Source organism: Pseudomonas sp. c313 (genome assembly GCF_055407145.1).
This window is the reverse complement of sequence record NZ_JBUZRD010000007.1, coordinates 41,327-66,085: the sequence shown is the minus strand read 5'-3', so window position 1 is coordinate 66,085 and position 24,759 is coordinate 41,327. Positions and strand designations below refer to the sequence as shown.

Below are 24,759 nucleotides of genomic sequence, written 5' to 3'. Positions count from 1 at the left end.
GATGACCATGAAAGCATTCGTTATCGCCTCCCTGGCCTTGTTCAGCAGTTGCTCGGTAAGCGCCGCCCAGGATGATTTGATCAAACAGGGCGAATACCTGGCCCGCGCCGGTGACTGCGTGGCCTGCCATACCGCCCAGGGCGGAAAACCCTTCGCCGGTGGCCTGCCGATGGAAACCCCCATTGGCATCATCTATTCCACCAACATCACCCCGGACAAGGCTGGCCTGGGCGACTACAGCTTTGAAGACTTCGACAAGGCCGTGCGCCACGGCATCGCCAAAAGCGGTAGTACTCTTTACCCGGCGATGCCCTACCCATCTTATTCACGGGTCAGCGAAACCGACATGCAGGCGTTGTATGCCTACTTCATGAAGGGTGTTGAACCGGTCGCCCAAGAGAACAAGGACAGCGACATTCCCTGGCCGCTCAGCATGCGTTGGCCGCTGGCAGCCTGGCGCTGGATGTTTGCGCCCGATGCTTCGGATTACCAGGCGCAGGCCGGGGCAGATCCAGTGATCAGCCGAGGCGCCTATCTGGTGGAAGGCCTCGGCCATTGCGGCGCGTGCCATACGCCACGCGCCCTGACCATGCAGGAGAAAGCCCTGAGTGCTTCTGAAGGGGCTGAGTTTTTGTCCGGCAGTGCGCCGCTGGAAGGCTGGATTGCCAAGAGCCTGCGGGGCGATCACAAGGACGGTCTGGGCAGTTGGAGCGAGGATCAACTGGTGCAGTTTCTCAAGACCGGTCGCAGTGACCGCAGTGCAGTATTTGGCGGCATGAGCGATGTTGTCGTCCATAGCATGCAATACATGTCAGAAGACGACCTGACCGCGATCGCCCGTTACCTCAAGAGCCTGCCGGCTGTTGATCCAAAAGATCAACCTCATCAGTACGACAAACAGGCCGCCGAGGCTTTGTTGAAAGGTGACGACAGCCAGCGCGGAGCGTCGGTCTACATCGACAACTGCGCGGCGTGCCACCGTACCGACGGTCATGGCTATACGCGGGTATTCCCGGCGCTGGCGGGCAACCCGGTCGTGCAGACGGCGGATGCCACCTCGTTGATCAACATCGTATTGAATGGCGGCACCTTGCCGGCCACTCATGCGGCGCCGTCGACCTTCACCATGCCGGCTTTTGCCTGGCGCTTGTCGGATGAGGAAGTGGCGGATGTGGTTAGTTTCATTCGCGGTAGCTGGGGGAATAAAGGTGCACCGGTGAAGGCCGGCGAAGTGGCGGACTTGCGCAAGAGCGACATGCAGACCACCTCGGGTGACGACCTTGGCCAGGTGACGCAAAAACACTGATTGGTGCTTGCCGCTCAACGGCACTGGTCAGATACCTTGCGCCTCTGTACTGTATAAAAAAACAGTATATAGGCGCTTTCATGTTCACTCCTCTGCCGCCACGCGGGCGGGGCACCGCCACTAACCTGCACAATCGTTTCGCACCCACCGTCAGCGTGGCCGAGGATGACGGCTGGTACCAGGAAGTGCCACCGACCCAGGGCACCGAAGTCCGTATCGAGATGGCGAAAACCATCATCACCCGCAACAACTCCCCAGACTTGCCGTTCGACCGCTCCATCAACCCCTACCGAGGCTGCGAGCATGGTTGTATCTACTGCTATGCGCGGCCCAGCCACGCCTATTGGGACATGTCCCCTGGGCTGGATTTTGAAACCAAATTGATTGCCAAGACCAACGCCGCCGACGTGCTGGAGCAGCAACTGTCGAAACCGGGCTATACCTGCGCGCCGATCAACCTGGGGTCCAATACCGACCCGTACCAGCCTATCGAACGCGAGTACAAGATCACCCGGCAAACGCTGCAAGTGCTGCTGCGCTATCGCCATCCGGTGACGATCATCACCAAGGGCTCGCTGATTCTGCGGGACCTCGACCTGCTCACCGAGCTGGCGCAACAACGGTTGGTGGCAGTGATGATCAGCCTCACCAGCCTGGACGACGAACTCAAGCGCATTCTGGAACCGCGCACGGCGGCGCCCAAGGCGCGGTTGCGGGCCATTCGGGTGATGCGTGAGGCGGGAATTCCGGTGGGGGTACTGTGTTCGCCGATGATCCCGATGATCAACGACAGCGAACTGGAAAGCCTGCTGGCCGAAGCCCATGCGGCTGGCGCACAGAGCGCGGCCTACATGATGTTGCGCCTGCCCCTGGAGGTGGCGCCGTTGTTTGAGGAATGGCTGGCGGCCCATTATCCGCAGCGGGCAGCCCATGTGATGAGTCTGGTGCGTCAGGTACGGGGCGGTGAGGTCTACGACAGTCGCTTCGGCGTGCGCATGCGCGGTGAAGGGCCATTTGCGGATCTATTGGCGCAGCGGTTTGCCAAGGCGATCAAACGACTTGGGCTCAATCGTCGGGAAGGGTTTAATCTGGACTGCACAGCGTTTTGTCCGCCCGGCAGGCAAATGGCATTGTTGTAGACTCATGCAGGTACGCGGACTATTTACGGTTGAGTAGTCGCGCTTTGACATCACTGAGGCCCGCGAGATAGAGCGGTTGATTCAGTTTGAGTTAAGTTTCGGTAGTTAACGTGTTCATCGAGTGACTAATGAGTCGGCGCCTCTGGTTTTGCAGCTTTCCAACTATTGCACTGGTTGCGCGCCGAACAGAACTGGAAAGCTCCCCTGCTCCAACCAAGAGGATGAATCATGAGTGACAAGGATAAACAGCCGTTGGCTGCGTCGGCTTCAGCCCCTCACGAGGCGGAGACCGCCGATGCAGCGCTGCAACACATTGTTGAAGGTTTTTTGCATTTTCATCACGAGATCTTTCCGCAGCAGGAGGAACTCTTCAAGAAGCTCGCCACGGCCCAGAGCCCTAGGGCGATGTTTATTGCCTGCGCCGATTCGCGCATCGTTCCGGAACTGATCACCCAAAGCGCCCCTGGCGATTTGTTTGTGACCCGTAACGTCGGCAACGTCGTGCCGCCTTATGGGCAGATGAATGGCGGTGTTTCCACCGCCATCGAATACGCGGTACTGGCTTTGGGCGTGCAGCACATTATCATTTGTGGCCATTCCGATTGCGGCGCCATGCGTGCGGTGCTCAACCCGCTGAGCCTGGAAAAAATGCCCACGGTCGCAGCCTGGCTGCGTCATGCCGAGGTTGCCAAGACCATGGTCCAGGACAACTGTCATTGCACCAGCGAAGTCGAAAGCATGCATGTGCTGACTGAAGAAAACGTGATTGCCCAGTTGCAGCATTTGCGCACTCACCCGTCCGTGGCCTCACGCATTGCCAACGGTCAGTTGTTTATCCATGGCTGGGTCTACAACATCGAAACCAGCGAAATCAAAGCCTACGATGCGGAAAAAGGGGCGTTCCTGCCGTTGAACGGTACCCAACCTATCCCTTCGGCGACGCCTAAAGCGCGCTTCTAAAACATTCCCAATGTCGGGTAACGCGATGGCTGCCGTTGAAGCAGCCAGGCCTTTCCATGCCCGGCGAATGCCTCGGGAGAGTCATCATGCGTGCTGCTCAATTAAAAGCTGTACTGCCACGGGAGCTGTTGGCCTCCGTGGTTGTGTTTCTGGTCGCCCTGCCCTTGTGCATGGGGATTGCCATTGCGTCGGGGATGCCACCGGCCAAAGGTTTGATCACCGGTATTATCGGTGGTCTGGTGGTGGGTTGGATGGCTGGTTCGCCACTGCAAGTCAGCGGCCCGGCGGCGGGCCTGGCGGTGCTGGTATTCGAAGTGGTGCGCCAGCATGGCATGGTCATGCTCGGGCCGATCCTGCTGTTGGCGGGCTTTCTGCAACTGGTGGCCGGGCGTTTGCGCCTGGGTTGCTGGTTCCGTGTTACCGCGCCAGCGGTGGTGTACGGGATGCTGGCGGGGATCGGGGTGTTGATCGTGCTGTCGCAGGTCCATGTGATGCTCGACGGCGTACCGAAACCCTCTGGGCTGGATAATCTCGCCGGCTTCCCGGCAGCGTTGATCCAGGCTATCCCGACGCTGGGCGGCGGGTTGGGCTGGCAGGCCGGTCTGCTCGGATTATCGACGATCCTGGTGATGTGGCTATGGGACAAGTTTCGTCCGCAAAAGCTGCGCTTCGTGCCAGGCGCCTTGCTCGGTGTGGGATTGGCGACGGTGACCAGCCTGGTGCTGGCATTACAGGTAAAGCGGGTGGAAGTGCCGGAAAACCTGGCGGACGCCATTGACTGGCTGCGCCCCAGCGATCTGCTGAACCTGGCCGATCCCAATCTGTTGATCGCAGCCTTCGCGGTGGCCTTTATCGCCAGCGCCGAAACCCTTCTGTCGGCTGCCGCTGTCGACCGTATGCACAATGGCCAGCGTTCCGACTTCGACAAGGAACTGTCGGCCCAAGGTGTGGGCAACATGCTCTGTGGCTTGGTCGGTGCGTTGCCGATGACTGGCGTGATCGTGCGCAGCTCGGCCAACGTCCAGGCCGGTGCCACTACGCGCTTGTCGGCGATGTTCCATGGCCTGTGGCTGCTGGCGTTCGTCTTGCTGCTGTCCAGTGTGCTGCAAAGCATTCCGGTGGCGAGCCTGGCGGGTGTGTTGGTGTACACCGGTATCAAGTTGGTGGACATCAAGGCTTTCCGTGGCCTGGCCCGTTACGGTCGGATGCCGATGTTCACTTATGCGGCCACTGCGCTGGTGATCGTTTTCACCGACTTGTTGACCGGCGTACTGGTGGGCTTTGGGCTGACCCTGGCCAAACTGGCGTGGAAGGCTTCACGGCTGAAAATCAGCCTGATCGATCTGCCCAAGGACGGCGAAATGGAGTTGCGACTGACCGGTGCGGCAACCTTTCTCAAGGTGCCAGCGTTGACCCAGGTGTTGTCGACGGTGCCGGCGGGAACCACCGTGCATGTACCGCTCAATAACTTGAGTTACGTGGACCACTCCTGCCTTGAGTTGCTGGAAGAATGGGGGCGGGCCAATGCGGCCAAGGGTTCGACGCTGGTGATCGAGGCGCGAGGGTTGAAGCGGCGGCTGGAAGGCCGGGTGCGGACGACTACCGGAATCGGTTCTGCCGCAGTCTAAAAGTGGCGAGGGGGACAAGCCCCCTCGCCACAGACGCTGGCGTTATCCAGGGATTCAGGCCGGCTGATCCAGATCTAACCCAACACCCAACTGCCGCGACAGGCACGGCCAGCGCTTCCAGGCTGCCTCAGTGTCCGGGCTCTTGAGCTTGTCGCGGTAGGCTTCGACAGACTCCAGGGCAAAGCTCTCTTCATTGAGCATCTCATCCACTGCGTGGTGCACTGCCTCGTCCAGTTGATTGGCGAAGGTCTCACCGATCAATTGATGAGCAATCACATTGGCCACCGTGGTATCCAGCGGAATCAACGGCTGGCCGAAATGCTTGATGTACAGGTCATTGACCTCTTCCACCAGGCGATGGGCCAGGTAGGCCTCGTCCAGCAAACTATCCAGGCCTTCATGGCCGGCCAGGATCGCTGGCGGCTGGAGAAAGAAATGCTCGGCGATTTTCAGCACCGGTTTGATCTGGCTTTCGATACCGGCTTCACGGGCCACATCGTTGGCGGCATCCAGCAAGTCCGGTACCTGGTCGATGTAGGCGGCAACAAAGCGGGTCATCACGCCCTTGGCGTCGACGTCAGGCAGAGAAATCGCCGGGTGCAGGTGCGGTAACTGAACTTCCAATTGACGGGTCAACTGGCCAGTGCTGGATTCATGTTGATGGGCACGGGAAATCTGCTCGCGCAATGCGGCGGTGTTCATGAAAGCTCCAGGAAAATAGGCGTAGGAAAAGGGAAAACACAAGGTAACTCGTTTATACGAGCCCCTCAGACGCATTTGTCATAATTATTTCATGGTTATGCACCGACGTTATATCGAATTGCCATCGTTCGTCGGATAACCCACGCCGTCAGCTATTTTGCCGGCCCCGTTCGTCCATTTCCGTTCATTTGCCCGATCACATTGCGGGGTGGCGGTCGCTGTCTATACTCGGTTTTGTACGCAATTAGCTGATGACGCCCGACTGCATGAGCAGGCAAGGCTTGGCGGTGTGTTTGCAATATGGAAGCCGCTCCCTTGGCCGCAGGTGCAAACCGGCGGGATAACAAGAACGATAAGGGGAACCCGCATGACGCGACATCCACACGTTTGGATGGGCCTACTCTTGTGGTCAGTATTCAGCCAGGCGCAAGCCGCCTGGACAGTGAATATGACACCAGGGGCCACAGAGGTAAGTAACGCGGTGTTCGATCTGCACATGACCATTTTCTGGATATGTGTGGTGATCGGCATTGTGGTGTTTGGCGCGATGTTCTGGTCGATGATCGTCCATCGTCGCTCAACCGGGCAGGTGGCGGCCAAGTTCCACGAGAGTACGACGGTGGAGATCCTCTGGACCGTGGTGCCCTTGCTGATTCTCGTGGCCATGGCCATTCCGGCGACCAAGACCCTGATCAACATCTACGACAGCAGTGAATCGGATATCGATATCCAGGTCACCGGCTACCAGTGGAAGTGGCATTACAAATACCTGGGTCAGGACGTCGAATTCTTCAGCAACCTGGCCACTCCCGCCGAGCAGATCCATAACCAGGCCGTCAAGGGCGAGCATTACCTACTGGAAGTTGACCAGCCGCTGGTGATTCCCGTGGGCGCCAAAGTGCGCTTTCTGGTGACTGCCGCCGATGTAATCCATTCCTGGTGGGTGCCGGCCTTCGCGGTCAAGCGCGACGCCATCCCTGGTTTCGTCAACGAGGCCTGGACCCGGGTCGAGAAGCCCGGCATCTATCGTGGCCAGTGCGCCGAGTTGTGTGGCAAGGACCATGGCTTCATGCCGATCGTAGTCGAGGTCAAGTCCAAGGCCGACTACGACACCTGGCTCGGTGAGCGCAAGGAAGAGGCTGCCAAGCTCAAGGAACTGACCTCCAAGGAGTGGACCCTCGAAGAGCTCGTGGCCCGTGGCGACAAGGTCTACCACACCACCTGCGTGGCCTGTCACCAGGCCGAAGGCCAGGGCTTGCCACCAATGTTCCCGGCCCTCAAGGGTTCGAAAATCGCCATGGGACCGAAGGAAGCTCACCTGGGTATCGTCTATCACGGCAAGCCAGGTACTGCGATGGCAGCCTTCGGCAAGCAGCTTTCGGAAGTCGATATCGCCGCCGTCGTGACCTACGAACGCAACGCCTGGGGCAACAACAAAGGCGACATGGTCACCCCCAAAGACGTGCTGGCCATCAAACAGGCGGAAAGCAAATGACTTCCTTCATTGCATCTTTCCTGAACCGGTCTGCTGACCGTCCCGCCCACTCGTTTGCAGGAGAAAGGCCATGAGCACTGTGATCGATGACCACGGCCATGCCGGTGACCACGCTCATGGGCCCGCCAAAGGCTTGATGCGTTGGGTGCTGACCACCAACCATAAAGACATCGGGACCATGTACCTGTGGTTCAGCTTCGCCATGTTCCTGCTGGGCGGCTCGTTCGCCATGGTGATCCGTGCTGAGCTATTCCAGCCGGGCTTGCAGATCGTCGAGCCGGCGTTTTTCAACCAGATGACCACCATGCACGGCCTGATCATGGTCTTCGGTGCGGTGATGCCGGCGTTCGTGGGCCTGGCCAACTGGATGATCCCGTTGATGATCGGCGCGCCGGACATGGCTCTGCCGCGTATGAATAACTTCAGTTTCTGGCTGTTACCGGCGGCGTTCCTGCTGCTGGTGTCCACGCTGTTCTCTCCGGGCGGTGGGCCGAACTTCGGCTGGACCTTCTACGCCCCACTCTCCACCACCTATGCGCCCGAAAGCGTGACCTTCTTCATCTTTGCCATCCATCTGATGGGCATCAGTTCGATCATGGGCGCGATCAACGTGGTCGCCACTATCCTCAACCTGCGCGCCCCCGGCATGACCCTGATGAAAATGCCGTTATTCGTCTGGACCTGGCTGATCACCGCCTTCCTGCTGATCGCGGTGATGCCGGTGTTGGCGGGTTGCGTGACCATGATGCTGATGGACATCCACTTTGGCACCAGCTTCTTCAGCGCTGCTGGTGGCGGTGACCCGGTCTTGTTCCAGCATGTGTTCTGGTTCTTCGGCCATCCCGAGGTGTACATCATGATCCTGCCGGCCTTCGGCGCCGTCAGCTCGATCATCCCAACCTTCTCGCGCAAGCCGTTGTTCGGCTACACCTCGATGGTCTACGCCACGGCGAGCATCGCCTTCCTGTCGTTTATCGTTTGGGCGCACCACATGTTCGTGGTGGGCATTCCGCTGGTGGGCGAGTTGTTCTTCATGTACGCGACACTGCTGATTGCGGTGCCTACTGGGGTCAAGGTGTTCAACTGGGTCAGCACCATGTGGCAAGGCTCGCTGACTTTCGAGACGCCGATGTTGTTTGCCGTGGCTTTCGTGATCCTGTTCACCATCGGCGGCTTCTCTGGGCTGATGCTGGCCATCGCCCCGGCGGACTTCCAGTACCACGACACCTACTTCGTGGTGGCGCACTTCCATTACGTATTGGTGCCAGGGGCTATCTTCGGGATCTTCGCCTCGGCCTACTACTGGCTGCCGAAATGGACCGGCCACATGTACGACGAAACCCTGGGGAAACTGCACTTTTGGCTGTCGTTCGTGGGGATGAACATGGCGTTCTTTCCGATGCACTTCGTCGGGCTGGCCGGCATGCCGCGTCGGGTGCCGGACTACAACCTGCAATTTGCCGACTTCAATATGGTGTCTTCCATCGGCGCCTTCACCTTTGGCGCAACGCAGATCTTCTTCCTGTTCATCGTCATCAAGTGCATTCGCGGCGGCAAGCCTGCGCCGGCCAAACCATGGGATGGAGCTGAGGGGCTGGAGTGGAGCGTGCCTTCACCAGCGCCGTATCACACCTTCACCACGCCGCCGGAGGTCAAGTGAACACCGTGATGGGTGCAGGAGGTGGTCATGTCTGACTCCATACCCCTCAATCGGCTGGTCACGCGTCTGCTGATCCTGGTGCTGGCGATGTTCGCCTTTGGCTTTGCCCTGGTGCCGATCTACGACGTGATGTGCAAGGCGTTCGGCATCAACGGCAAGACCGCGGGGCAGTACGAGGGTTCGCAGGTTGTCGACCCGTCGCGGCAGGTGCGGGTGCAGTTCCTCTCCACCAATGCCATCGACATGGTCTGGGAGTTTCATTCCAGGGCCGACGAAATCGTGGTCAACCCCGGCGCGGTCAACGAGATGATTTTTGTCGCCTTCAACCCCAGCGACAAGCCGATGACTGCGCAGGCGATCCCGAGCATTTCCCCGGCCGAAGCGGCGATGTACTTCCACAAGACCGAGTGTTTTTGCTTCACCCAGCAAGTGCTGCAGCCAGGCGAGCGCATCGAGATGCCGGTGCGTTTCATTGTCGATCGCGACATGCCTAAGGATGTGAAGCATTTGACCCTGGCGTACACGCTGTTCGATATCACCGCGCGCCAACCGCCCGTGGCTGTCCATACCGGCGGCTAGGCGTGCCTGCGGGCTCGATTAGGAGAACGAATACATGTCAACTCATGATACGTACTACGTACCAGCGCAAAGCAAATGGCCGATAATTGCCACGATTGGCATGCTGGTCACAGTGTACGGCCTGGGCGTGTGGTTCAACGACCTCAAGGCGGCACGTCCGGAGTCCCATGGCCCGCTGATCTTTTTCGTCGGTGGCCTGTTACTGGCCTACATGATGTTTGGCTGGTTTGGTGCGGTGATCAAGGAAAGCCGTGCCGGGTTGTACAGCGCGCAGATGGACCGTTCCTTTCGCTGGGGCATGACCTGGTTCATTTTTTCCGAGGTGATGTTCTTTATCGCCTTCTTCGGTGCGCTGTTTTACGTGCGCCACATGTCTGGCCCATGGTTGGGGGGGGAGGGTTCCAAGGGTGTGGCGCACATGCTCTGGCCGAACTTCGAGTTCGCCTGGCCGCTGCTCAATAACCCCGACCCGAAACTCTTCCCTGCACCCGAAGGCACCATCAGCCCGTGGGGCCTGCCGCTGGTCAATACCATCCTGCTGGTCAGCTCCAGCGTGACCATCACCATCGCCCACCATGCCCTGCGCAAGGGTCATCGTGGCGCGTTGAAAATCTGGCTGGCGATCACCGTGCTGCTGGGGCTGGCATTCCTCGGGTTTCAGGCCGAGGAATACATCCACGCCTACAAGGAGTTGGGCCTGACGTTGGGTTCCGGCGTGTACGGTGCGACCTTCTTCATGCTGACGGGTTTTCACGGCGCCCACGTGACCATCGGCACCATCATTCTGTTTGTGATGCTGATGCGCGTTCTGCGGGGGCATTTCAATGCTGAGCACCAGTTCGGCTTCGAGGCGGCCAGTTGGTATTGGCACTTTGTCGACGTGGTGTGGATTGGGTTGTTTTTCTTCGTTTACGTGCTCTGAGGCGCCTTACCACGGCGCGTGGGACACCAACTGGCCGCTGTAGAAGCCCCAGGTAATCAGCAACACGGTGATCACGGCCAGCACGACACGTACGGTCAAGGCGGTGACGAGGCGGTTGGAGTTGCCCTCGTCCTTGACCAAAAAGAACAAGCCACTGAACAGGCTCACAACGGTAGCGATCAGCATCAGGGCAATAGCTGCTTTGAGCATGGTCTGGCTCCTGGACTCTTTATTTGGAGGGGCGGGCAATGAGATTCAGTATAGCCAGCGCAGTGTCGACCTTTGCGGCAACGCCATGAAACGTTTTCGCCCCGGGATTGCGCCGACGCTGGTGGTGTTTGTGCTGCTGCCTCTGATGGTGTGGCTCGGCTTCTGGCAATTGTCCCGTGGGCAGGAAAAACAGGTACTGCTGGAAAACTACGCCGAGCGCCGTGCTGGCGAGCCGATGAGCAGTGATCAATTGAGCGCCAGTGCTGATCCGGCCTTTCGCCGTGTACATCTGCGCGGACAGTTCGACGCCGCCCACAGCGTGCTGCTGGATAACCGCATGCGCGACGGCAAGGTCGGCGTCGAGTTGCTGCAACCCTTTCATGACCAGGCGAGCGGTCTTTGGCTGCTGCTCAATCGCGGCTGGCTGCCTTGGCCGGATCGCCGCACGCCGCCAGCCTTCACCACGCCCGAACAACCGTTGAATGTCGATGCCTGGGTCTATGTCGCTCCTGGCGCGACCTTCCAGCTGCACGCGGACCCGGCGGGTGCGCAATGGCCGCGACTGCTGACAGCGCTGCATCCCGACACGCTGTGGGCGGAGTTGGGGCGTAGCGGGTTTGCCTATGAATTACGGGCTGAAGCGGGTCCTGCGACCTACGAAACCCACTGGCCTGTTGTCGCCATGGGGCCGGAAAAACACCTGGGATATGCCGTGCAGTGGTTCGCCATGGCGGTGGCGCTGTTCGGTCTTTACCTCTACCTCGGATGGCACAACGCAAGGGAGAAGCACCATGGGAGCGGCCATGAATCCACTCAACATGTCTGACGCGTCGCAGTTGCCCGGTCGTAGCAAGGGGCGCTGGCAATTGATCCTGATCGTGCTGATGGTGATCGGCCCGATGGTGCTGGCCACCTTCATGTACAAACTGCAGTTCTGGGTACCGGAAAACCGCAGCTATCACGGCGAACTGATCGGCAATGGCCAGACCCGCGCCGACATCGGTGTGCAGGCAAACGAGGAGCGCTGGCAGTTGCTGGTCACCGCGCCTGCGGCTTGCTCTACCGATTGCCAGCAACTGGTGTACCTGGCGCGCCAACTGCAAATCGGCCTGGGTCGCGATGCCTCCCGCGCCAGTCATGCCTTGGCCGTCGCGCAACCGGTGAGTACCGAGTACGAGGCAAAGCTCAAGGTTGAGTACCCACAATTGCAGCGCTACCCGCTGGACCTGCCGACCTTCAACAAGGACGCCGCGGCCCAGGGCAACGGTGACGCCCAACTGTGGATCGTTGATCCCCACGGCAACCTGGTGTTGCGCTATGACGCTCGGGTCAAGGGCAAGGATTTACTGAACGACCTGCGCCTGTTGTTGAAACTGTCGAATATCGGATAAGGGCATCGTCATGGCCAAACCTGGATTTCGCCTCGCGTTGTTTGCCACCTTGCTCGCACTGATTGTGGTGCTGCTGGGTGCCTATACCCGGCTGACCCATGCTGGCCTCGGTTGCCCGGATTGGCCGGGCTGCTACGGTTTTATCAGCGTGCCGAACAGCGAAGCCCAACTGGCCCATGCCGAGCTGCATTTCCCGGACGCTCCAGTGGAGGCCGACAAGGGCTGGAACGAGATGCTCCACCGCTACTTTGCCGGCACGCTGGGGTTGTTGATCGCCCTGCTGGCCGCACGCGCCTGGACCCATCGGCGTCATCCGGGGCAGCCATTGAAGTTGCCGTTGTTTCTGCTGGCGGTGGTGATCGCCCAGGCGGCGTTTGGTATGTGGACGGTGACCCTCAAGCTTTGGCCGCAAGTGGTCACCGGGCACCTGTTGGGCGGATTTGCGACGTTGAGCCTGCTGTTTTTGCTGACCTTGCGATTGTCTGGTGTGTTGCCGGCGCTGATTGTGCCTAGGCGCCTGCAATATTGGGCCACCGCCGGGTTGGTGCTGGTGGTCGGTCAGATTGCCTTGGGCGGTTGGGTCAGCTCCAACTATGCGGCGGTGGCTTGTATCGACCTGCCCACCTGTCATGGGGAGTGGTGGCCGGCCGCTGATTTCGCCAATGGCTTTCACCTGACCCAGCACATCGGCCCCAATTACCTGGGCGGGCAACTGGACAGCGATGCGCGCACCGCGATTCACCTGACTCACCGGATTGGCGCCGTGATAGTCACGGTCGTGTTGCTGGGCCTGGCCTGGCAGCTCAGGGCGGTCGGCATGACGCGCTTGGCCGGTCTGCTGCTGGTGGCGTTGACGGCACAGATCAGCCTTGGCCTGAGCAACGTCTATTTCCACTTGCCGCTGCCGGTGGCAGTCGCTCATAACGCCGGCGGCGCAGCTTTATTACTGACGCTGGTATTGGTCAATTATCACGCACGAACCAGTCTGGTTCGGGTCAGGCATCAACTGCCGTGGGGCTGGCGCTTCAGCCCGCGTCGACAGGTTTCGGGCCTCATAACTATTAAAGGAGAGATGCCATGGCGACCTTGATCGGCGAGCGCCACAGTCAGGCGATCTGGCGTGATTACCTGGAGCTGACCAAGCCTAAGGTGGTGGTGCTAATGCTCATCACCTCGCTGGTGGGCATGTTCCTCGCCACTCGCGCCGGCGTGCCGTGGACGGTACTGATCTTTGGCAATCTGGGGATCGCCCTGTGTGCCGGCGGCGCGGCCGCGGTCAATCATGTGGTGGACCGGCGCATTGATGCGGTGATGGCGCGTACTCACAAGCGTCCGCTGGCCGAAGGTCGGGTATCACCGGCCGCTGCCCTGACCTTCGCCATGGCACTGGCGGTGGGAGGGCTTGCGCTGCTGCTGGCATTTACCAATCCGCTGGCGGCCTGGCTGACGTTGGCCTCGCTGCTGGGTTATGCGGTGATCTACACCGGCTTTCTCAAGCGGGCGACGCCGCAGAATATCGTCATCGGCGGCCTTGCTGGCGCCGCGCCGCCGCTGTTGGGTTGGGTGGCGGTCACCGGCCACGTCAGCGCCGAACCGTTGCTGCTGGTGCTGATTATCTTCGCCTGGACTCCGCCGCACTTCTGGGCCCTGGCGATTCATCGCAAGGAGGAGTACGCCAAGGCCGATATCCCGATGCTGCCGGTGACTCACGGCGAGCACTACACCAAGGTGCATATCCTGCTGTACACCTTCGCGTTGCTGGCGGTCAGCCTGATGCCCTATGTCATCCACATGAGTGGGTTGCTGTACCTGGGATGTGCACTGGTTCTGGGCGGTCGCTTTCTGCAATGGGCCTGGGTGCTGTACCGTGGCAGTCGGCCGCACGCGGCGATCAACACCTTCAAGTACTCTATCTGGTACCTGTTTTTACTGTTTATCGCCCTGCTCGTAGACCACTACTTATTGTTGAACCTATGACTCGAACTCAAAAAACTGTCTTTATCCTGGTGGCCCTGGTGGCGTTGATCTTGGGCCTGACCGTTAACAAAGTACTGTCTGGCAAAGGCCAGGGGGATCCGACGGCGTTGATCGACGCAGGGATTATCCTGTTGCCGCAAAGTCGTCAATTGCCGCCCGTGACCATGACCAACCAGGACGGCCAGCCGGTGGTGATCAACGAGTTGAAGGACAAGTGGAGTCTGCTGTTCTTCGGCTACACCTTCTGCCCGGACATCTGCCCCACCACCCTCGCCCAGTTGCGGCAGATCAAGAGTGAGCTGCCCAAGGATGTGGTGGATAAGCTGCAGATCGTCTTGGTCAGCATCGATCCCCACCGCGACACTCCGGCGCAGCTCAAGCAGTACCTGGGTTACTTCGACCCGCAGTTCCTGGGTCTGACGGGCGCCAATGTGGACGATGTGCAGAAGGTGTCTAACGCCGTGAGCATCCCGTTTATTCCTGCTGATACCAGCAAGCCCAACTACACCGTCGACCACAGTGGCAACCTGGCGCTGATCGGTCCGGACGGTACTCAGCGTGGCTTTATCCGGGCGCCGCTGAACAACCAGAAGCTGGTGGCGCAGTTGCCAGGGTTGTTGCAGCGTAAATAAACAAAACCCCATCCGACGTAAGTAGGGTGGGGTTTTTGTTGTTTCAGCTTCGGATCAGAACGCTGGCAATACCGCGCCTTTGTACTTCTCAAGAATGAACGCTTTCACTTCTGGACTGTGCAGGGCCGCGACCAGCTTCTTCATGGCGTCCGAGTCCTTGTCGTCCGGGCGGGCTACCAGGATGTTGACGTAAGGCGAGTCGCTGCCTTCGATCACCAGGGCGTCCTTGGACGGGTCCAGCTTGGCTTCCAGGGCGTAGTTGGTGTTGATCAGCGCCAGGTCGACCTGGGTCAGCACGCGCGGGATGGTGGCGGCTTCCAGTTCGCGGAACTTCAGACCTTTCGAATTTTCGGTGATGTCCTTGATGGTCGACAGGATGTTGGTCGAGTCCTTCAATTTGATCAGGCCGGCCTTCTCCAGCAGCAACAGCGCACGGCCGCCGTTGGTGGCGTCGTTGGGGATCACCACATTGGCGCCATCTGGCAGCTCGGCCAGGGTCTTGTATTTGCTGGAGTAGACGCCCAATGGCTCCAGGTGCACACCGGCAACGCTCACCAGGTTTGTGCCCTTGGCCTTGTTGAACTCATTCAGGTACGGCTGGTGCTGGAAGAAGTTGGCGTCCAGGCGTTTTTCGGCCACTTGCACGTTCGGTTGAACGTAGTCGGTGAAGACTTTGACCTTCAGATCAACGCCTTCCTTGGCCAGTGCTGGCTTGATGAATTCGAGGATTTCGGCGTGAGGCACCGGCGTCGCGGCGACTGTCAGGGTCTCGGCGGCGTGGGCGGAAAACGCGGCAACGGCGGCAAAAGCAACCAGTAGTTTTTTCATCCAGCAAGCTCCTTGTTCGGACATTGGCCAACTTTTGGCCGGGAATGGCCGTTATTTTCGAGAAAAGTGCGTCACCAGCTTGTCGCCGATGGTTTGTAGAATTTGCACCAGCACGATCAGCATCACCACGGTGACAACCATTACGTCATCCTGAAAGCGCTGATAACCATAGCGGATTGCCAGGTCGCCCAGGCCGCCGGCACCCACCACGCCCGCCATGGCGGTATAACCCACCAACGCGATGGCTGTGACGGTGATGGCCGCGATGATGCCGGGACGCGCCTCGGGTAGCAGGGCGTTCATGATGATCTGCCGGGTAGTCGCGCCCATGGCCTGCGTCGCCTCAATGATGCCGCGATCCACTTCGCGCAGGGCGGTTTCCACCAGCCGGGCGAAGAACGTCGACGCGCCGACCACCAGCGGTGGAATCGCGCCGGCCACGCCCAGGGAGGTGCCCGTAAGGAAGACGGTGGTGGGAATCATCACAATCAACAGGATGATAAATGGCAGGGAGCGTATCGCGTTAACCACGAAGGCCAGTACCGAGTAGGTAGTTTTCTGCTCCAGCAATTGCCGTGGGCTGCACAGGAACAGCAAAATGCCCAGCGGCAGGCCTACCAGCACGGTGAAGAGCAGGGAGGTACTGAGCATGAGCATGGTGTCGCCGGTGGCGACCCAGATGTCCGTCCAGTCAACCTGGTCGAAGTAATGCAGTAAATCGTCCATTAACGCAGGATCTCCATGTGGACATCGGCCGCGGTGAAGCGGGTGAACGCTGCATCCATGTCGCCGCCGGTGATGGCCAGGGTCAGTTGCCCGTAGGGAGTGTCTTTGATGTGGTCTATACGGCCGGCGAGGATGCTGTAGTCCACGCCCGTTTCGCGAGCGACAGTACCGAGCAGCGGCGCGTAGGTTGCTTCGCCCTGGAACGTCAGGCGCACGATGCGGCCAGGAACGTGGGCGAAGTCATCACGCTGCTCACCTTCGTCGATCTGTTCGGACTCTTGCACGAAGCGTTTGGTGGTCGGGTGCTTGGGGTGCAGGAATACGTCAGCCACGGTGCCTTGCTCGACGATGACGCCGGCGTCCATCACAGCCACCTGATCGCAAACCCGACGGATCACGTCCATTTCATGGGTGATCAGCACGATGGTCAGCTTCAACTCGCGGTTGATCTCGGCCAGCAGTTGCAGGACTGAGGCGGTGGTCTGCGGGTCGAGGGCGCTGGTGGCCTCATCGCACAGCAGGATTTTCGGCTTGGTGGCCAGGGCGCGGGCGATGCCGACGCGCTGCTTCTGGCCGCCGGACAACTGGGCCGGGTACTTCTTGGCGTGGTCCGACAGGCCGACACGCTCCAGCAATTCAGCAACACGCTGGTTGATCTCGCGGCGCGACAATTCGCCCGCCAGGATCAGTGGCAACGCCACGTTGTCGGCGACAGTCTTGGAGGCCAGCAGGTTGAAGTGCTGGAAGATCATTCCGACCTGCTGCCGGAAACGGCGCAAACCGTTGGCATCCAAGGCGGTGACTTCTTCGTCATCTACCTTGATCTGGCCACCACTTGGCTCTTCCAGGCGATTGATCAGGCGCAGCAGCGTGCTTTTTCCCGCGCCAGAGTGGCCAATCAGGCCGAACACCTGGCCATTCTCGACCCGCAGGCTGGTGGGGTGCAGCGCGGGGATATCCTTACCGGCGACCCGGTAGGTTTTGTGGACGTTATGAAACTCGATCACGTAGCGAACCTTGTGGGGCGCATTAAAAAGGGATCAGCGGTTAGCCGGGCGCGCATTTTAGCCTGTCCGTATAGAGGCTCTTAGCATTTATTTCGCATCCGACCAGCGATTTGGCAATAACACGATCAAAGGTCATAAAAAAGGAACGGTCCAAAACAGTGTCAGTCACTACTTAAGCAACTCGAAATACCCAGGTGCCGTGCCTGGGGTTTTGCTCAAAAAGAGCCGGGGATTGCTCTGGCCTACGCAAACGAGGAGTTTTTGTCTGATGAGCACTAAAAAACCAGTGACCCCGCCCAAGAGCGAACTGGCGGGTACCGACACCCTGGACCGTGGCAACACCAATGAGAAGCTGCGCAGCCTGGAAAAATTCCGCTCCGACGCAACAGGCCAGGCGCTGCGTACCAATCAAGGCGTAAAAGTCTCCGACAACCAGAACAGCTTGAAGGTCGGGCCCCGAGGCCCTTCGCTGCTGGAAGACTTCATCATGCGTGAAAAAATCACGCACTTTGACCATGAGCGCATCCCGGAGCGCATTGTTCATGCCCGTGGCACCGGTGCTCATGGTTATTTTCAGACCTATGAAAACCATTCGGCGCTGACCAAGGCTGGTTTTCTGCGGGACCCTGGCCATAAAACCCCGGTCTTCACCCGCTTTTCCACTGTGCAGGGCCCTCGGGGCTCTGGTGATACCGTGCGCGACGTGCGCGGTTTTGCGGTGAAGTTCTTTACCGACGAAGGCAACTTCGATCTGGTGGGCAACAATATGCCGGTGTTTTTTATTCAGGACGCGATCAAGTTTCCCGACTTCGTCCATGCGGTAAAGCCTGAGCCGCATAACGAGATGCCTACCGGCGGTTCGGCACACGATACCTTTTGGGACTTTGTTTCGCTGCAGCCGGAATCGGCCCATATGGTGATTTGGGCGATGTCTGACCGGGCGATTCCCAAAAACCTGCGAAGCATGCAAGGTTTTGGCGTTCACACCTTTCGTTTGATCAACGCTGAAGGTAAGTCCAGCTTCGTAAAATTCCACTGGCGGCCGACCGTTGGCACCTGCTCGCTGGTGTGGGATGAGGCGCAAAAGCTTGCAGGTAAAGATGCCGACTACCATCGTCGTGACCTGTGGGAATCCATCGAAGGCGGCGACTACCCGGAATGGGAGTTGGGCGTGCAGATCATCGCCGAGGAAGACGAGCACAGGTTCGACTTCGACATTCTCGACCCAACCAAGCTGATTCCTGAAGAGCTGGTGCCGATCACGCCGCTGGGCAAGATGGTGCTTAACCGCAACCCGGACAATTTCTTTGCCGAAGTCGAGCAAGTGGCGTTCTGCCCTGGGCATATCGTGCCGGGAATCGACTTCTCCAACGATCCGCTGCTGCAAGGCCGGCTATTTTCCTATACCGACACGCAGATCAGCCGACTGGGCGGGCCGAACTTTCATGAGCTGCCGATCAATCGCCCGGTATCGCCGTTCCATAACGGCCAGCGCGATGCCATGCACCGCACCACCATCGACAAGGGACGCGCCTCCTACGAGCCTAACTCGATTGATGGCGGGTGGCCGAAGGAAACCCCGCCGGCTGCGCAAGACGGCGGGTTTGAAACCTATCCAGAGCGCGTCGATGCCCACAAGATCCGCGAGCGCAGTGAATCGTTTAGCGATCACTTCTCCCAGGCTCGGTTGTTTTTCCGCAGCATGAGCAAACCCGAGCAGGAGCACATCATCGCCGCCTACAGCTTTGAGTTGGGCAAGGTTGCGCGCGAGTTTATCCGCGCCCGTCAGGTCAACGAGATCCTGGCCAATATTGACCTGGAACTGGCCAAGCGTGTTGCGCAGAACCTCGGCTTGCCAGTACCGAAAAAAGGCACGCTGCCTGAGCGCAAGACGGCTCCAGAGCGTTCGCCGGCGTTGAGCCAGGCCAACTTGCTTTCGGGTGATATCAAGACCCGCAAAGTGGCGATTCTGGCGGCCAACGGAGTAGATGGCGCAGCAATTGATGCGTTGAAGAAGGCGCTGATGGCGCAAGGTGCGCACGCCAAGCTACTGGGGCCGACGTCGGCACCGGTGACCACCGCCGATGGCAAGAGCCTGCCGGTGGATGCGTCGATGGAAGGCTCGCCGTCTGTGGCGTTCGATGCCGTGTTTGTACCGGGCGGAGCGAAGTCGGTGCAGGCGTTGAGCGGCGATGGCGTGGCTCTGCATTACCTGCTGGAGGCGTACAAGCATTTGAAGGCGATTGCGTTGGCCGGCGAGGCGAAGCAATTGTTGGATGTGTTGAGGCTGGAGGCGGATGCGGGGTTGATTGTCGGCGGGGATGCCAAGGCGTTGAAGGCGTTTTTTGCGGCGATTGCCCAGCATCGGGTTTGGGATCGGGAGCCTAAGGCCAAGGCTATTCCGGCCTAAACTGCGATTAAAACTGTAGGAGCGAGCAAGCTCGCTCCTACAGTGATTGGCGTCAGTCCGGCTTGCGCGGAATCAGCACAACCTGAGCTGGGATATTTTTCAGAATTTGCCGGTGAATCTTCAGGTCATACCCCGAATCAATCCGTTTCACCCGTTTGGTCAGCAAGGTGGCCAGCCACGGGTAATCCTCGGTGCGCGGCGCCTGGATGCTGACATCGCACTGGTAATTCACCACATCGGTGGCAATCGCATCCAGTTGATGGCGCAATTTCTCAATGTCGGTGAGGTTCAGTGCCACGGTAGTGCTTTCAGCGGCCGGGTCGATGACCTTGGCCGGTGGCTTGGCTTCGGCAGCCTTCAGCGCGGCTTCGGCTTTATCCAGCTCCGCTTTACGGGCGTGGGCGATGGCGCTGTTGACGCCACCGGTCAGCGCCGGTGCCTTGGGCATTAACGCCCGGGCGCGGCTCAGGGCCGTGGCTGCGGCGTTGACATCACCTTTTTGCAGGACGATCTGGCTGCGCTGCAAGTAGGCTTCTGCCAATTGACGCTGATAGGGTTCCAGCGTCGGATCGTTAGGCGATTGGGCCTGCAACGTGGCGAGTTGGTCTTCGGCGGTAGCCAATTCGCTGCTGGCGAGGTTTTGTTCCAGCTGTGCGATGGCCGTAGCCCGCGCATCCGGAACCTGGGGGGCGACGGGCGGTGTGTTTTGGCAGGCGCCCAGCAGCAGGGAAAATGCGGCAAGGAGCAGATAACGGGAGGTGAACGGCTTCATTCCTGCGACTCTCTAATTGCGCAAAAAGCGAGCAAGTCTACACCCCTCGACGGGGCAGGACAAAACTCAGCAGAAACAGCGCGGCTGCCGTGACCACAATCGATGGCCCGGCCGGTGTGTCCTTGAACCAGGACAGCGCCAGGCCACCACACACGGCAATCATCCCCAGCACGCTGGCGCCGACCGCCATTTGCTCCGGAGAGCGGGCATGGCGTTGGGCAGCTGCCGCGGGAATGATCAGCAGCGAGGTGATCAACAATACGCCGACAATCTTCATCGCGACAGCAATCACCACGGCGATCAGCAACATCAGGGTCATGCGTAGCGCTGCGACGGGCAATCCTTCGACGGTGGCCAGCTCTTCATGGACAGTGATCGCCAGCAATGGGCGCCACAGGGTCACCAGCAAAATAAGCACCGCGGCGCTGCCGCCGAGGATCCAGGCCAGGTCGGTAGGGCTGATCGCCAGCAGGTCGCCGAACAGATAGGCCATCAGGTCGATCCGTACTTCATGCATGAAGCTTAGTACTACCAGACCCAACGACAGGGTGCTCGGTGCAAGAATCCCCAAAAGCGTGTCGGACGCCAGTGGCTGGCGCTTTTGCAAGGTCACCAGCAGCACCGCCAGCAGCAGGCAGCCGACGGTCACGGCGATGGAGGGGCTGACGTCCAGCAAAAAGCCCATGGCCACGCCCAGCAGAGCGGCGTGGGACAAGGTATCGCCAAAATAGGCCATGCGTCGCCAGACCACAAACGAGCCCAGGGGGCCCGCCACCAGTGCCAGAGCCAAGCCTGCCAGCAGGGCGTAGAGCAGAAAATCAGCCATGCTTGCAGCTATCTCCGTGAACGTGGGTGTGGGGTGCCGGGGTTTCGTCGACCACTGCGCCATTCAGGTCATGGGCGTGATCGTGGCGATGGTGGTAGATGGCGAGGCTCTGGGCGTTCTTGCCGAACAGCTCGACAAAGGCCGGGTCGCCGCTGACTTGTTCCGGGTGGCCGGAGCAGCAAACGTGACGATTGAGGCACACCACTTGGTCAGTAGTGCTCATGACCAGATGCAAATCGTGGGAAACCATCAGCACGCCGCAGCCATGGCGGTCTCGCAGACGGGTGATCAGGCTGTACAGCTCGGCCTGGCCGGCGACGTCGACGCCCTGCACAGGTTCATCGAGTACCAGCAATTGGGGTTCGCGCAACAGGGCGCGGGCCAGCAGCACGCGTTGCATTTCACCGCCGGAGATACTTTGCACCGGGCTGTCGATCACTTGTTCGGCGCCGACTTCCTTCAGGGCAGACTGGACGCGGGCGCGGTCCACGCCAGGCACCAAACGCAGGAACCGCAATACCGATAGCGGCAAGGTCGGGTCGACATGCAGCTTTTGCGGCATATAGCCCACACGCAGCTTCGGTTTGCGCCAGACGCTGCCACGGTCGGGCTTGAGCAAGCCGAGTACGGCGCGCACCAGGGTGGTCTTGCCGGCACCGTTGGGGCCGATCAGCGTAACGATCTGGCCTGGCTCGACGCTCAAGTGAATATTGTCCAGCACGTTTTGCCCGGCGAACGTGACCCCGACCTGCTCCAGGCGGATTAGCGCAGTGCTCATCAAGCCCCCTGGCAACCCGAGCAGATGCCGACTACTTCGACGGTTTGCCCTTCGACGTTGAAGCCGACATCACTGGCGCTTTTGATGATGGCGTCACTGATGATTTTTTGCTCAAGTTCGATGGCGGCGTGGCATTCGCGGCAGATCAGGAACTGGCCCTGGTGGGCGTGTTCCGGGTGATTGCAGCCGACAAAGGCGTTCAGTGAGGAGATGCGATGCACCAGGCCGTTTTCCAACAGGAAATCCAGCGCCCGGTAGACTGTCGGCGGCGCGGCACGGCGGCCGTCCTGTTCGCTGAGTACCCCAAGAATGTCGTAGGCACCCAGCGGCTTGTGGCTTTGCCAGACCAGTTCCAGCACCCGGCGCCGCAAGGCGGTCAGGCGCAGGCCTTGACGCGCGCACAGGGCGTCGGCCTCTGACAGCGCGCTGTGGACGCAGTGAGAGTGGTCATGGGGACGGCTGGCAAGCGGTGTTTTGGGCATGAGCGGCGACAGATATTTGTGAGAGACGTTATTATGTTACCTGTTCCTACGCCTTTGAGTGGTCATCGTGTCCCGACTTTTTCCCATTTTTGTCGTTTTCGTCACCAGTTTATTCATTACTGGCACCGCTCAGGCCGAGGTTCGGGTGCTTACCAGTATCAAACCCCTGCAACTGATTGCGGCCGCTGTGCAGGACGGTGTGGCGGTCCCAGAGGTGTTGCTGCCACCGGGAGCATCGCCTCATAACTACGCGCTGCGTCCTTCCGACGTACGGCGTGTGCAATCGGTGGATCTGATTTATTGGATCGGTCCCGACCTGGAAGGCTTTCTGCCGCGAGTCCTGAAAGGTCGCAGCTTGCCGACCGTGGCCATTCAGGACCTCCCAGGGCTTAAACTGCGGCACTTCGCCGACGATGGCCACTCCCACGCCGAAGATGGCGACGATCATGATCACGATCATCGCCCTGGCAGCCTTGATGCCCATTTGTGGCTGTCACCGATCAATGCCCGGGTGATCGCAACGCGCATGGCGGCGGACCTCAGCGCTGCCGATCCGGCCAATGCCGAACGTTATCAGAGCAACCTGCAAGTCTTTGACGGCCGTCTGGATGCCTTGGATGTGCGTTTGAAGGCGCGCTTGTCTGGCGTTGCCGGCAAGCCGTACTTCGTGTTCCATGAAGCGTTTGACTACTTTGAAGATGCTTACGGCCTCAAGCACACCGGCGTGTTCAGCGTGGCCGCTGAAGTGCAGCCCGGCGCACAGCATGTCGCGGCGATGCGTACCCGCTTGCAGGAAGTTGGCAAGACGTGTGTGTTCAGCGAGCCACCATTGCGTCCGCGCCTGGCGCAAACGTTGGTGGCCGGTTTGCCGGTGAAGCTGGCAGAGCTGGATGCATTGGGTGGGTACACGCCGGCTACCGCTCAGGGTTATGAGCAGGTGCTGGAGAAATTGGGGAATGCTCTGGCGGGGTGCCTGGAGTCGTTGTAGGGGCCAGGCTGGCCCCTGCAAAATCGGTTTGTTACAGGGCGAACGGCAGCGGTGTATTGACCTGCTGGCGTTGCGCCAGGTGCTGCTGAAGCTCTCGCGGGTCATGAATCAGCACGTCCTGGCCGGCAAACGTCTTGGCAGCGATCAGGCGTGATAGCCAGAAGCGTACGCAAGCCACTCGCAACATCGTTGGCCACAACTCGGCTTCCTTGGCGGTAAACGGCCGCAAACCTGCATAGGCTCCCAGCATCGCCCGTGCCCGTTGGCCATCAATCACGCCATCGGCATCCGAGCACCAGTCATTCAGGGCAATTGCCACGTCGTACAGCATCGGCCCCGAGCAGGCGTTGTAAAAGTCGATCAGACCGGTCAGGTGCGTACCTTCGAACATCGCGTTGTCGCGAAACAGGTCGGCGTGGATATTGGCCTGCGGCAGCGCCAGGATCTGCGCCTTGCGCTGCTGGATTTCGTCCAGTGCGTCCTGCAGCAGGCGGCGTTGTTCCTCATCGAGGTGCGAGATCAGCTGTGCACCTTCGTCGAGCATCCAGTCCAGCCCGCGATCAGTCTTGCGCTCCAGCACCTTGGCCTGGGTTGCTTGGTGCAGATGACCCAGCAGTTCACCCACTTGCGCGCAGTGCTGGGCGTTGGCGTCCTTGATGTGCTTGCCTGCCAGGCGCGGTTGCAGAAGTGCCGGTTTGCCGGCCAATTCCCGCAAGGCCACGCCGTCGGTGGTGCGCAGGGCATAAGGCACCGGAAGGCCGGCCTTGTGGAGCACGTCCAGCAGTTCGATGAAAAACGGCATTTCCTGGACGGGACCGCGTTCAACCAGGGTCAGGACAAACTCGCCCTTTTCCAGGCTGATGAAGAAGTTGGTGTTTTCGCTACCAGCGGCAATCCCCTGGAAGTCAAGCAGGCGGCCGAGCCCGTAAGGGGCCAGAAAGGTTTCCAGCTCGGGCCGAGCCAGGGGGGTGAACACAGACATGGTTAAAACTGCCAGTACGGGCGCCGCAGTGCGCAGCGCCGATTAAAGTTAAGAAATCATTTCCATTCGAAGATCTTCCATGACGGGATCAGCATATCCGGCTGGTCCGAGCGGATGAAGTTCGCATCGGTTCCGTCCGCGCGCACCAGAAAATAGGGTGGGGCACCCTTGACGGTGACCTTGATCGCATACAGGAAGCCGTTTTGGCGGTACTCCCGAATCTCCCTGTCGCCTTCGGTGCGGATGGTAACGTCCGGGTCTCCCGAGGGGGCGGTGTCGGCCGCGATGGCAGCCATCGGAGCGATTGTAATCAAGCCGGTCAACAACAGGCGATTCAGTGTGCGCATGATAACCTTGTC

General features: G+C 59.8%; 26 protein-coding genes. 15 read left to right on the top strand and 11 right to left on the bottom strand.

Translation table 11 applies throughout. The features are described from left to right. The first annotated feature begins 7 nt into the window (after nt 1-7). The 4 genes from ACZRKZ_RS19335 (at nt 8) to ACZRKZ_RS19320 (ending at nt 5,033) form a co-directional block, all read left to right on the top strand. Nucleotides 8-1,306 (top strand): c-type cytochrome, encoded by a 1,299-nt coding sequence (locus ACZRKZ_RS19335; RefSeq protein WP_463982455.1) that lies wholly within the window; start codon nt 8-10, stop codon nt 1,304-1,306. 80 nt (nt 1,307-1,386) lie between these two features. Beyond that, on the top strand, nt 1,387-2,445 hold the full coding sequence (locus tag ACZRKZ_RS19330) for a PA0069 family radical SAM protein (RefSeq protein WP_133100585.1): 1,059 nt from the start codon (nt 1,387-1,389) through the stop codon (nt 2,443-2,445). Between the two features lie 228 nt (nt 2,446-2,673). Beyond that, nucleotides 2,674-3,405, top strand: a complete 732-nt coding sequence (locus ACZRKZ_RS19325; protein ID WP_463982454.1) for a carbonic anhydrase — start codon at nt 2,674-2,676, stop codon at nt 3,403-3,405. 86 nt (nt 3,406-3,491) lie between these two features. Continuing rightward, nucleotides 3,492-5,033, top strand: a complete 1,542-nt coding sequence (locus ACZRKZ_RS19320; protein ID WP_350615009.1) for a SulP family inorganic anion transporter — start codon at nt 3,492-3,494, stop codon at nt 5,031-5,033. 54 nt (nt 5,034-5,087) lie between these two features. Here ACZRKZ_RS19320 and ACZRKZ_RS19315 read toward each other — a convergent pair whose 3' ends face one another. After that, nucleotides 5,088-5,735, bottom strand: a complete 648-nt coding sequence (locus ACZRKZ_RS19315; RefSeq protein WP_149412775.1) for a hypothetical protein — start codon at nt 5,733-5,735, stop codon at nt 5,088-5,090. A gap of 367 nt (nt 5,736-6,102) precedes the next feature. On the opposite strand from ACZRKZ_RS19315, the gene coxB reads away from it, so the two are divergent. The 4 genes from coxB (at nt 6,103) to ACZRKZ_RS19295 (ending at nt 10,391) form a co-directional block, all read left to right on the top strand. Then, nucleotides 6,103-7,230: a cytochrome c oxidase subunit II gene (gene coxB / locus ACZRKZ_RS19310; protein ID WP_463967472.1), complete on the top strand. Its 1,128-nt coding sequence runs from the start codon at nt 6,103-6,105 to the stop codon at nt 7,228-7,230. Between the two features lie 70 nt (nt 7,231-7,300). Then, on the top strand, nt 7,301-8,890 hold the full coding sequence (ctaD, locus tag ACZRKZ_RS19305) for a cytochrome c oxidase subunit I (protein ID WP_463967471.1): 1,590 nt from the start codon (nt 7,301-7,303) through the stop codon (nt 8,888-8,890). A gap of 27 nt (nt 8,891-8,917) precedes the next feature. Then, complete coding sequence (locus tag ACZRKZ_RS19300; protein WP_133100579.1) at nt 8,918-9,469, top strand: cytochrome c oxidase assembly protein; 552 nt, start codon at nt 8,918-8,920, stop codon at nt 9,467-9,469. Nucleotides 9,470-9,503: 34 nt separating this feature from the next. After that, nucleotides 9,504-10,391, top strand: coding sequence for a cytochrome c oxidase subunit 3 (locus tag ACZRKZ_RS19295; RefSeq protein ID WP_463967469.1), 888 nt, complete (start codon nt 9,504-9,506; stop codon nt 10,389-10,391). Between the two features lie 6 nt (nt 10,392-10,397). Here ACZRKZ_RS19295 and ACZRKZ_RS19290 read toward each other — a convergent pair whose 3' ends face one another. Beyond that, nucleotides 10,398-10,601 carry a twin transmembrane helix small protein gene (locus ACZRKZ_RS19290; RefSeq protein ID WP_463967468.1) on the bottom strand — a complete coding sequence of 68 codons (204 nt, stop codon included), beginning with the start codon at nt 10,599-10,601 and terminating at the stop codon, nt 10,398-10,400. Between the two features lie 85 nt (nt 10,602-10,686). Here ACZRKZ_RS19290 and ACZRKZ_RS19285 point away from each other — a divergent pair, with 85 nt between their 5' ends. The 5 genes from ACZRKZ_RS19285 to ACZRKZ_RS19265 are packed head-to-tail and all read left to right on the top strand — an operon-like array spanning nt 10,687 to nt 14,601. Next, the gene (locus ACZRKZ_RS19285; protein WP_463967467.1) at nt 10,687-11,427 is read left to right on the top strand and encodes an SURF1 family protein; all 741 of its coding nucleotides are present in this window, start codon (nt 10,687-10,689) and stop codon (nt 11,425-11,427) included. Then, a complete protein-coding gene (locus tag ACZRKZ_RS19280; protein WP_463982453.1) occupies nt 11,393-11,992 on the top strand; it encodes a hypothetical protein in 600 nt (199 codons plus the stop codon). The genes ACZRKZ_RS19285 and ACZRKZ_RS19280 overlap by 35 nt, the downstream gene beginning before the upstream one ends. A gap of 10 nt (nt 11,993-12,002) precedes the next feature. Continuing rightward, complete coding sequence (locus tag ACZRKZ_RS19275; RefSeq protein WP_463967465.1) at nt 12,003-13,082, top strand: COX15/CtaA family protein; 1,080 nt, start codon at nt 12,003-12,005, stop codon at nt 13,080-13,082. Continuing rightward, nucleotides 13,070-13,969: a heme o synthase gene (gene cyoE / locus ACZRKZ_RS19270; RefSeq protein ID WP_133100573.1), complete on the top strand. Its 900-nt coding sequence runs from the start codon at nt 13,070-13,072 to the stop codon at nt 13,967-13,969. Before ACZRKZ_RS19275 ends, cyoE begins: the two co-directional genes overlap by 13 nt. Continuing rightward, nucleotides 13,966-14,601: an SCO family protein gene (locus tag ACZRKZ_RS19265; RefSeq protein WP_463982452.1), complete on the top strand. Its 636-nt coding sequence runs from the start codon at nt 13,966-13,968 to the stop codon at nt 14,599-14,601. The genes cyoE and ACZRKZ_RS19265 overlap by 4 nt, the downstream gene beginning before the upstream one ends. Nucleotides 14,602-14,655: 54 nt before the next feature. On the opposite strand, the gene ACZRKZ_RS19260 is transcribed toward ACZRKZ_RS19265, so the two are convergent. From ACZRKZ_RS19260 to ACZRKZ_RS19250, 3 genes are read right to left on the bottom strand one after another with little or no spacing between them, the layout of a single operon-like run. Next, nucleotides 14,656-15,429 (bottom strand): MetQ/NlpA family ABC transporter substrate-binding protein, encoded by a 774-nt coding sequence (locus ACZRKZ_RS19260; protein ID WP_463982451.1) that lies wholly within the window; start codon nt 15,427-15,429, stop codon nt 14,656-14,658. 51 nt (nt 15,430-15,480) lie between these two features. Continuing rightward, nucleotides 15,481-16,155, bottom strand: coding sequence for a methionine ABC transporter permease (locus tag ACZRKZ_RS19255; RefSeq protein ID WP_149412765.1), 675 nt, complete (start codon nt 16,153-16,155; stop codon nt 15,481-15,483). Then, nucleotides 16,155-17,162 (bottom strand): methionine ABC transporter ATP-binding protein, encoded by a 1,008-nt coding sequence (locus ACZRKZ_RS19250; RefSeq protein WP_463967462.1) that lies wholly within the window; start codon nt 17,160-17,162, stop codon nt 16,155-16,157. The genes ACZRKZ_RS19255 and ACZRKZ_RS19250 overlap by 1 nt, the downstream gene beginning before the upstream one ends. A gap of 268 nt (nt 17,163-17,430) precedes the next feature. On the opposite strand from ACZRKZ_RS19250, the gene katE reads away from it, so the two are divergent. Next, nucleotides 17,431-19,572 carry a catalase HPII gene (gene katE, locus ACZRKZ_RS19245; protein ID WP_463982450.1) on the top strand — a complete coding sequence of 714 codons (2,142 nt, stop codon included), beginning with the start codon at nt 17,431-17,433 and terminating at the stop codon, nt 19,570-19,572. 52 nt (nt 19,573-19,624) lie between these two features. On the opposite strand, the gene ACZRKZ_RS19240 is transcribed toward katE, so the two are convergent. From ACZRKZ_RS19240 to zur, 4 genes are read right to left on the bottom strand one after another with little or no spacing between them, the layout of a single operon-like run. After that, the gene (locus ACZRKZ_RS19240) at nt 19,625-20,344 is read right to left on the bottom strand and encodes a PA5502 family lipoprotein (RefSeq protein WP_463967460.1); all 720 of its coding nucleotides are present in this window, start codon (nt 20,342-20,344) and stop codon (nt 19,625-19,627) included. A gap of 37 nt (nt 20,345-20,381) precedes the next feature. Continuing rightward, the gene (znuB, locus tag ACZRKZ_RS19235; protein WP_463967459.1) at nt 20,382-21,170 is read right to left on the bottom strand and encodes a zinc ABC transporter permease subunit ZnuB; all 789 of its coding nucleotides are present in this window, start codon (nt 21,168-21,170) and stop codon (nt 20,382-20,384) included. Continuing rightward, nucleotides 21,163-21,948 (bottom strand): zinc ABC transporter ATP-binding protein ZnuC, encoded by a 786-nt coding sequence (gene znuC, locus ACZRKZ_RS19230; protein WP_133100565.1) that lies wholly within the window; start codon nt 21,946-21,948, stop codon nt 21,163-21,165. The genes znuB and znuC overlap by 8 nt, the downstream gene beginning before the upstream one ends. Continuing rightward, entirely contained in the window at nt 21,948-22,430 is a 483-nt protein-coding gene (gene zur / locus ACZRKZ_RS19225; RefSeq protein WP_149412759.1) for a zinc uptake transcriptional repressor Zur, read from the bottom strand. The genes znuC and zur overlap by 1 nt, the downstream gene beginning before the upstream one ends. Before the next feature lie 58 nt (nt 22,431-22,488). On the opposite strand from zur, the gene ACZRKZ_RS19220 reads away from it, so the two are divergent. Continuing rightward, nucleotides 22,489-23,418, top strand: a complete 930-nt coding sequence (locus ACZRKZ_RS19220; protein ID WP_463967457.1) for a zinc ABC transporter substrate-binding protein — start codon at nt 22,489-22,491, stop codon at nt 23,416-23,418. A gap of 31 nt (nt 23,419-23,449) precedes the next feature. Here the strand turns inward: ACZRKZ_RS19220 and ACZRKZ_RS19215 are convergent, their stop codons facing one another. Continuing rightward, nucleotides 23,450-24,400 (bottom strand): homoserine kinase, encoded by a 951-nt coding sequence (locus ACZRKZ_RS19215; protein ID WP_463967456.1) that lies wholly within the window; start codon nt 24,398-24,400, stop codon nt 23,450-23,452. A gap of 56 nt (nt 24,401-24,456) precedes the next feature. After that, a complete protein-coding gene (locus tag ACZRKZ_RS19210) occupies nt 24,457-24,747 on the bottom strand; it encodes a DUF2782 domain-containing protein (RefSeq protein ID WP_133100561.1) in 291 nt (96 codons plus the stop codon). Nucleotides 24,748-24,759 lie beyond the last annotated feature (12 nt).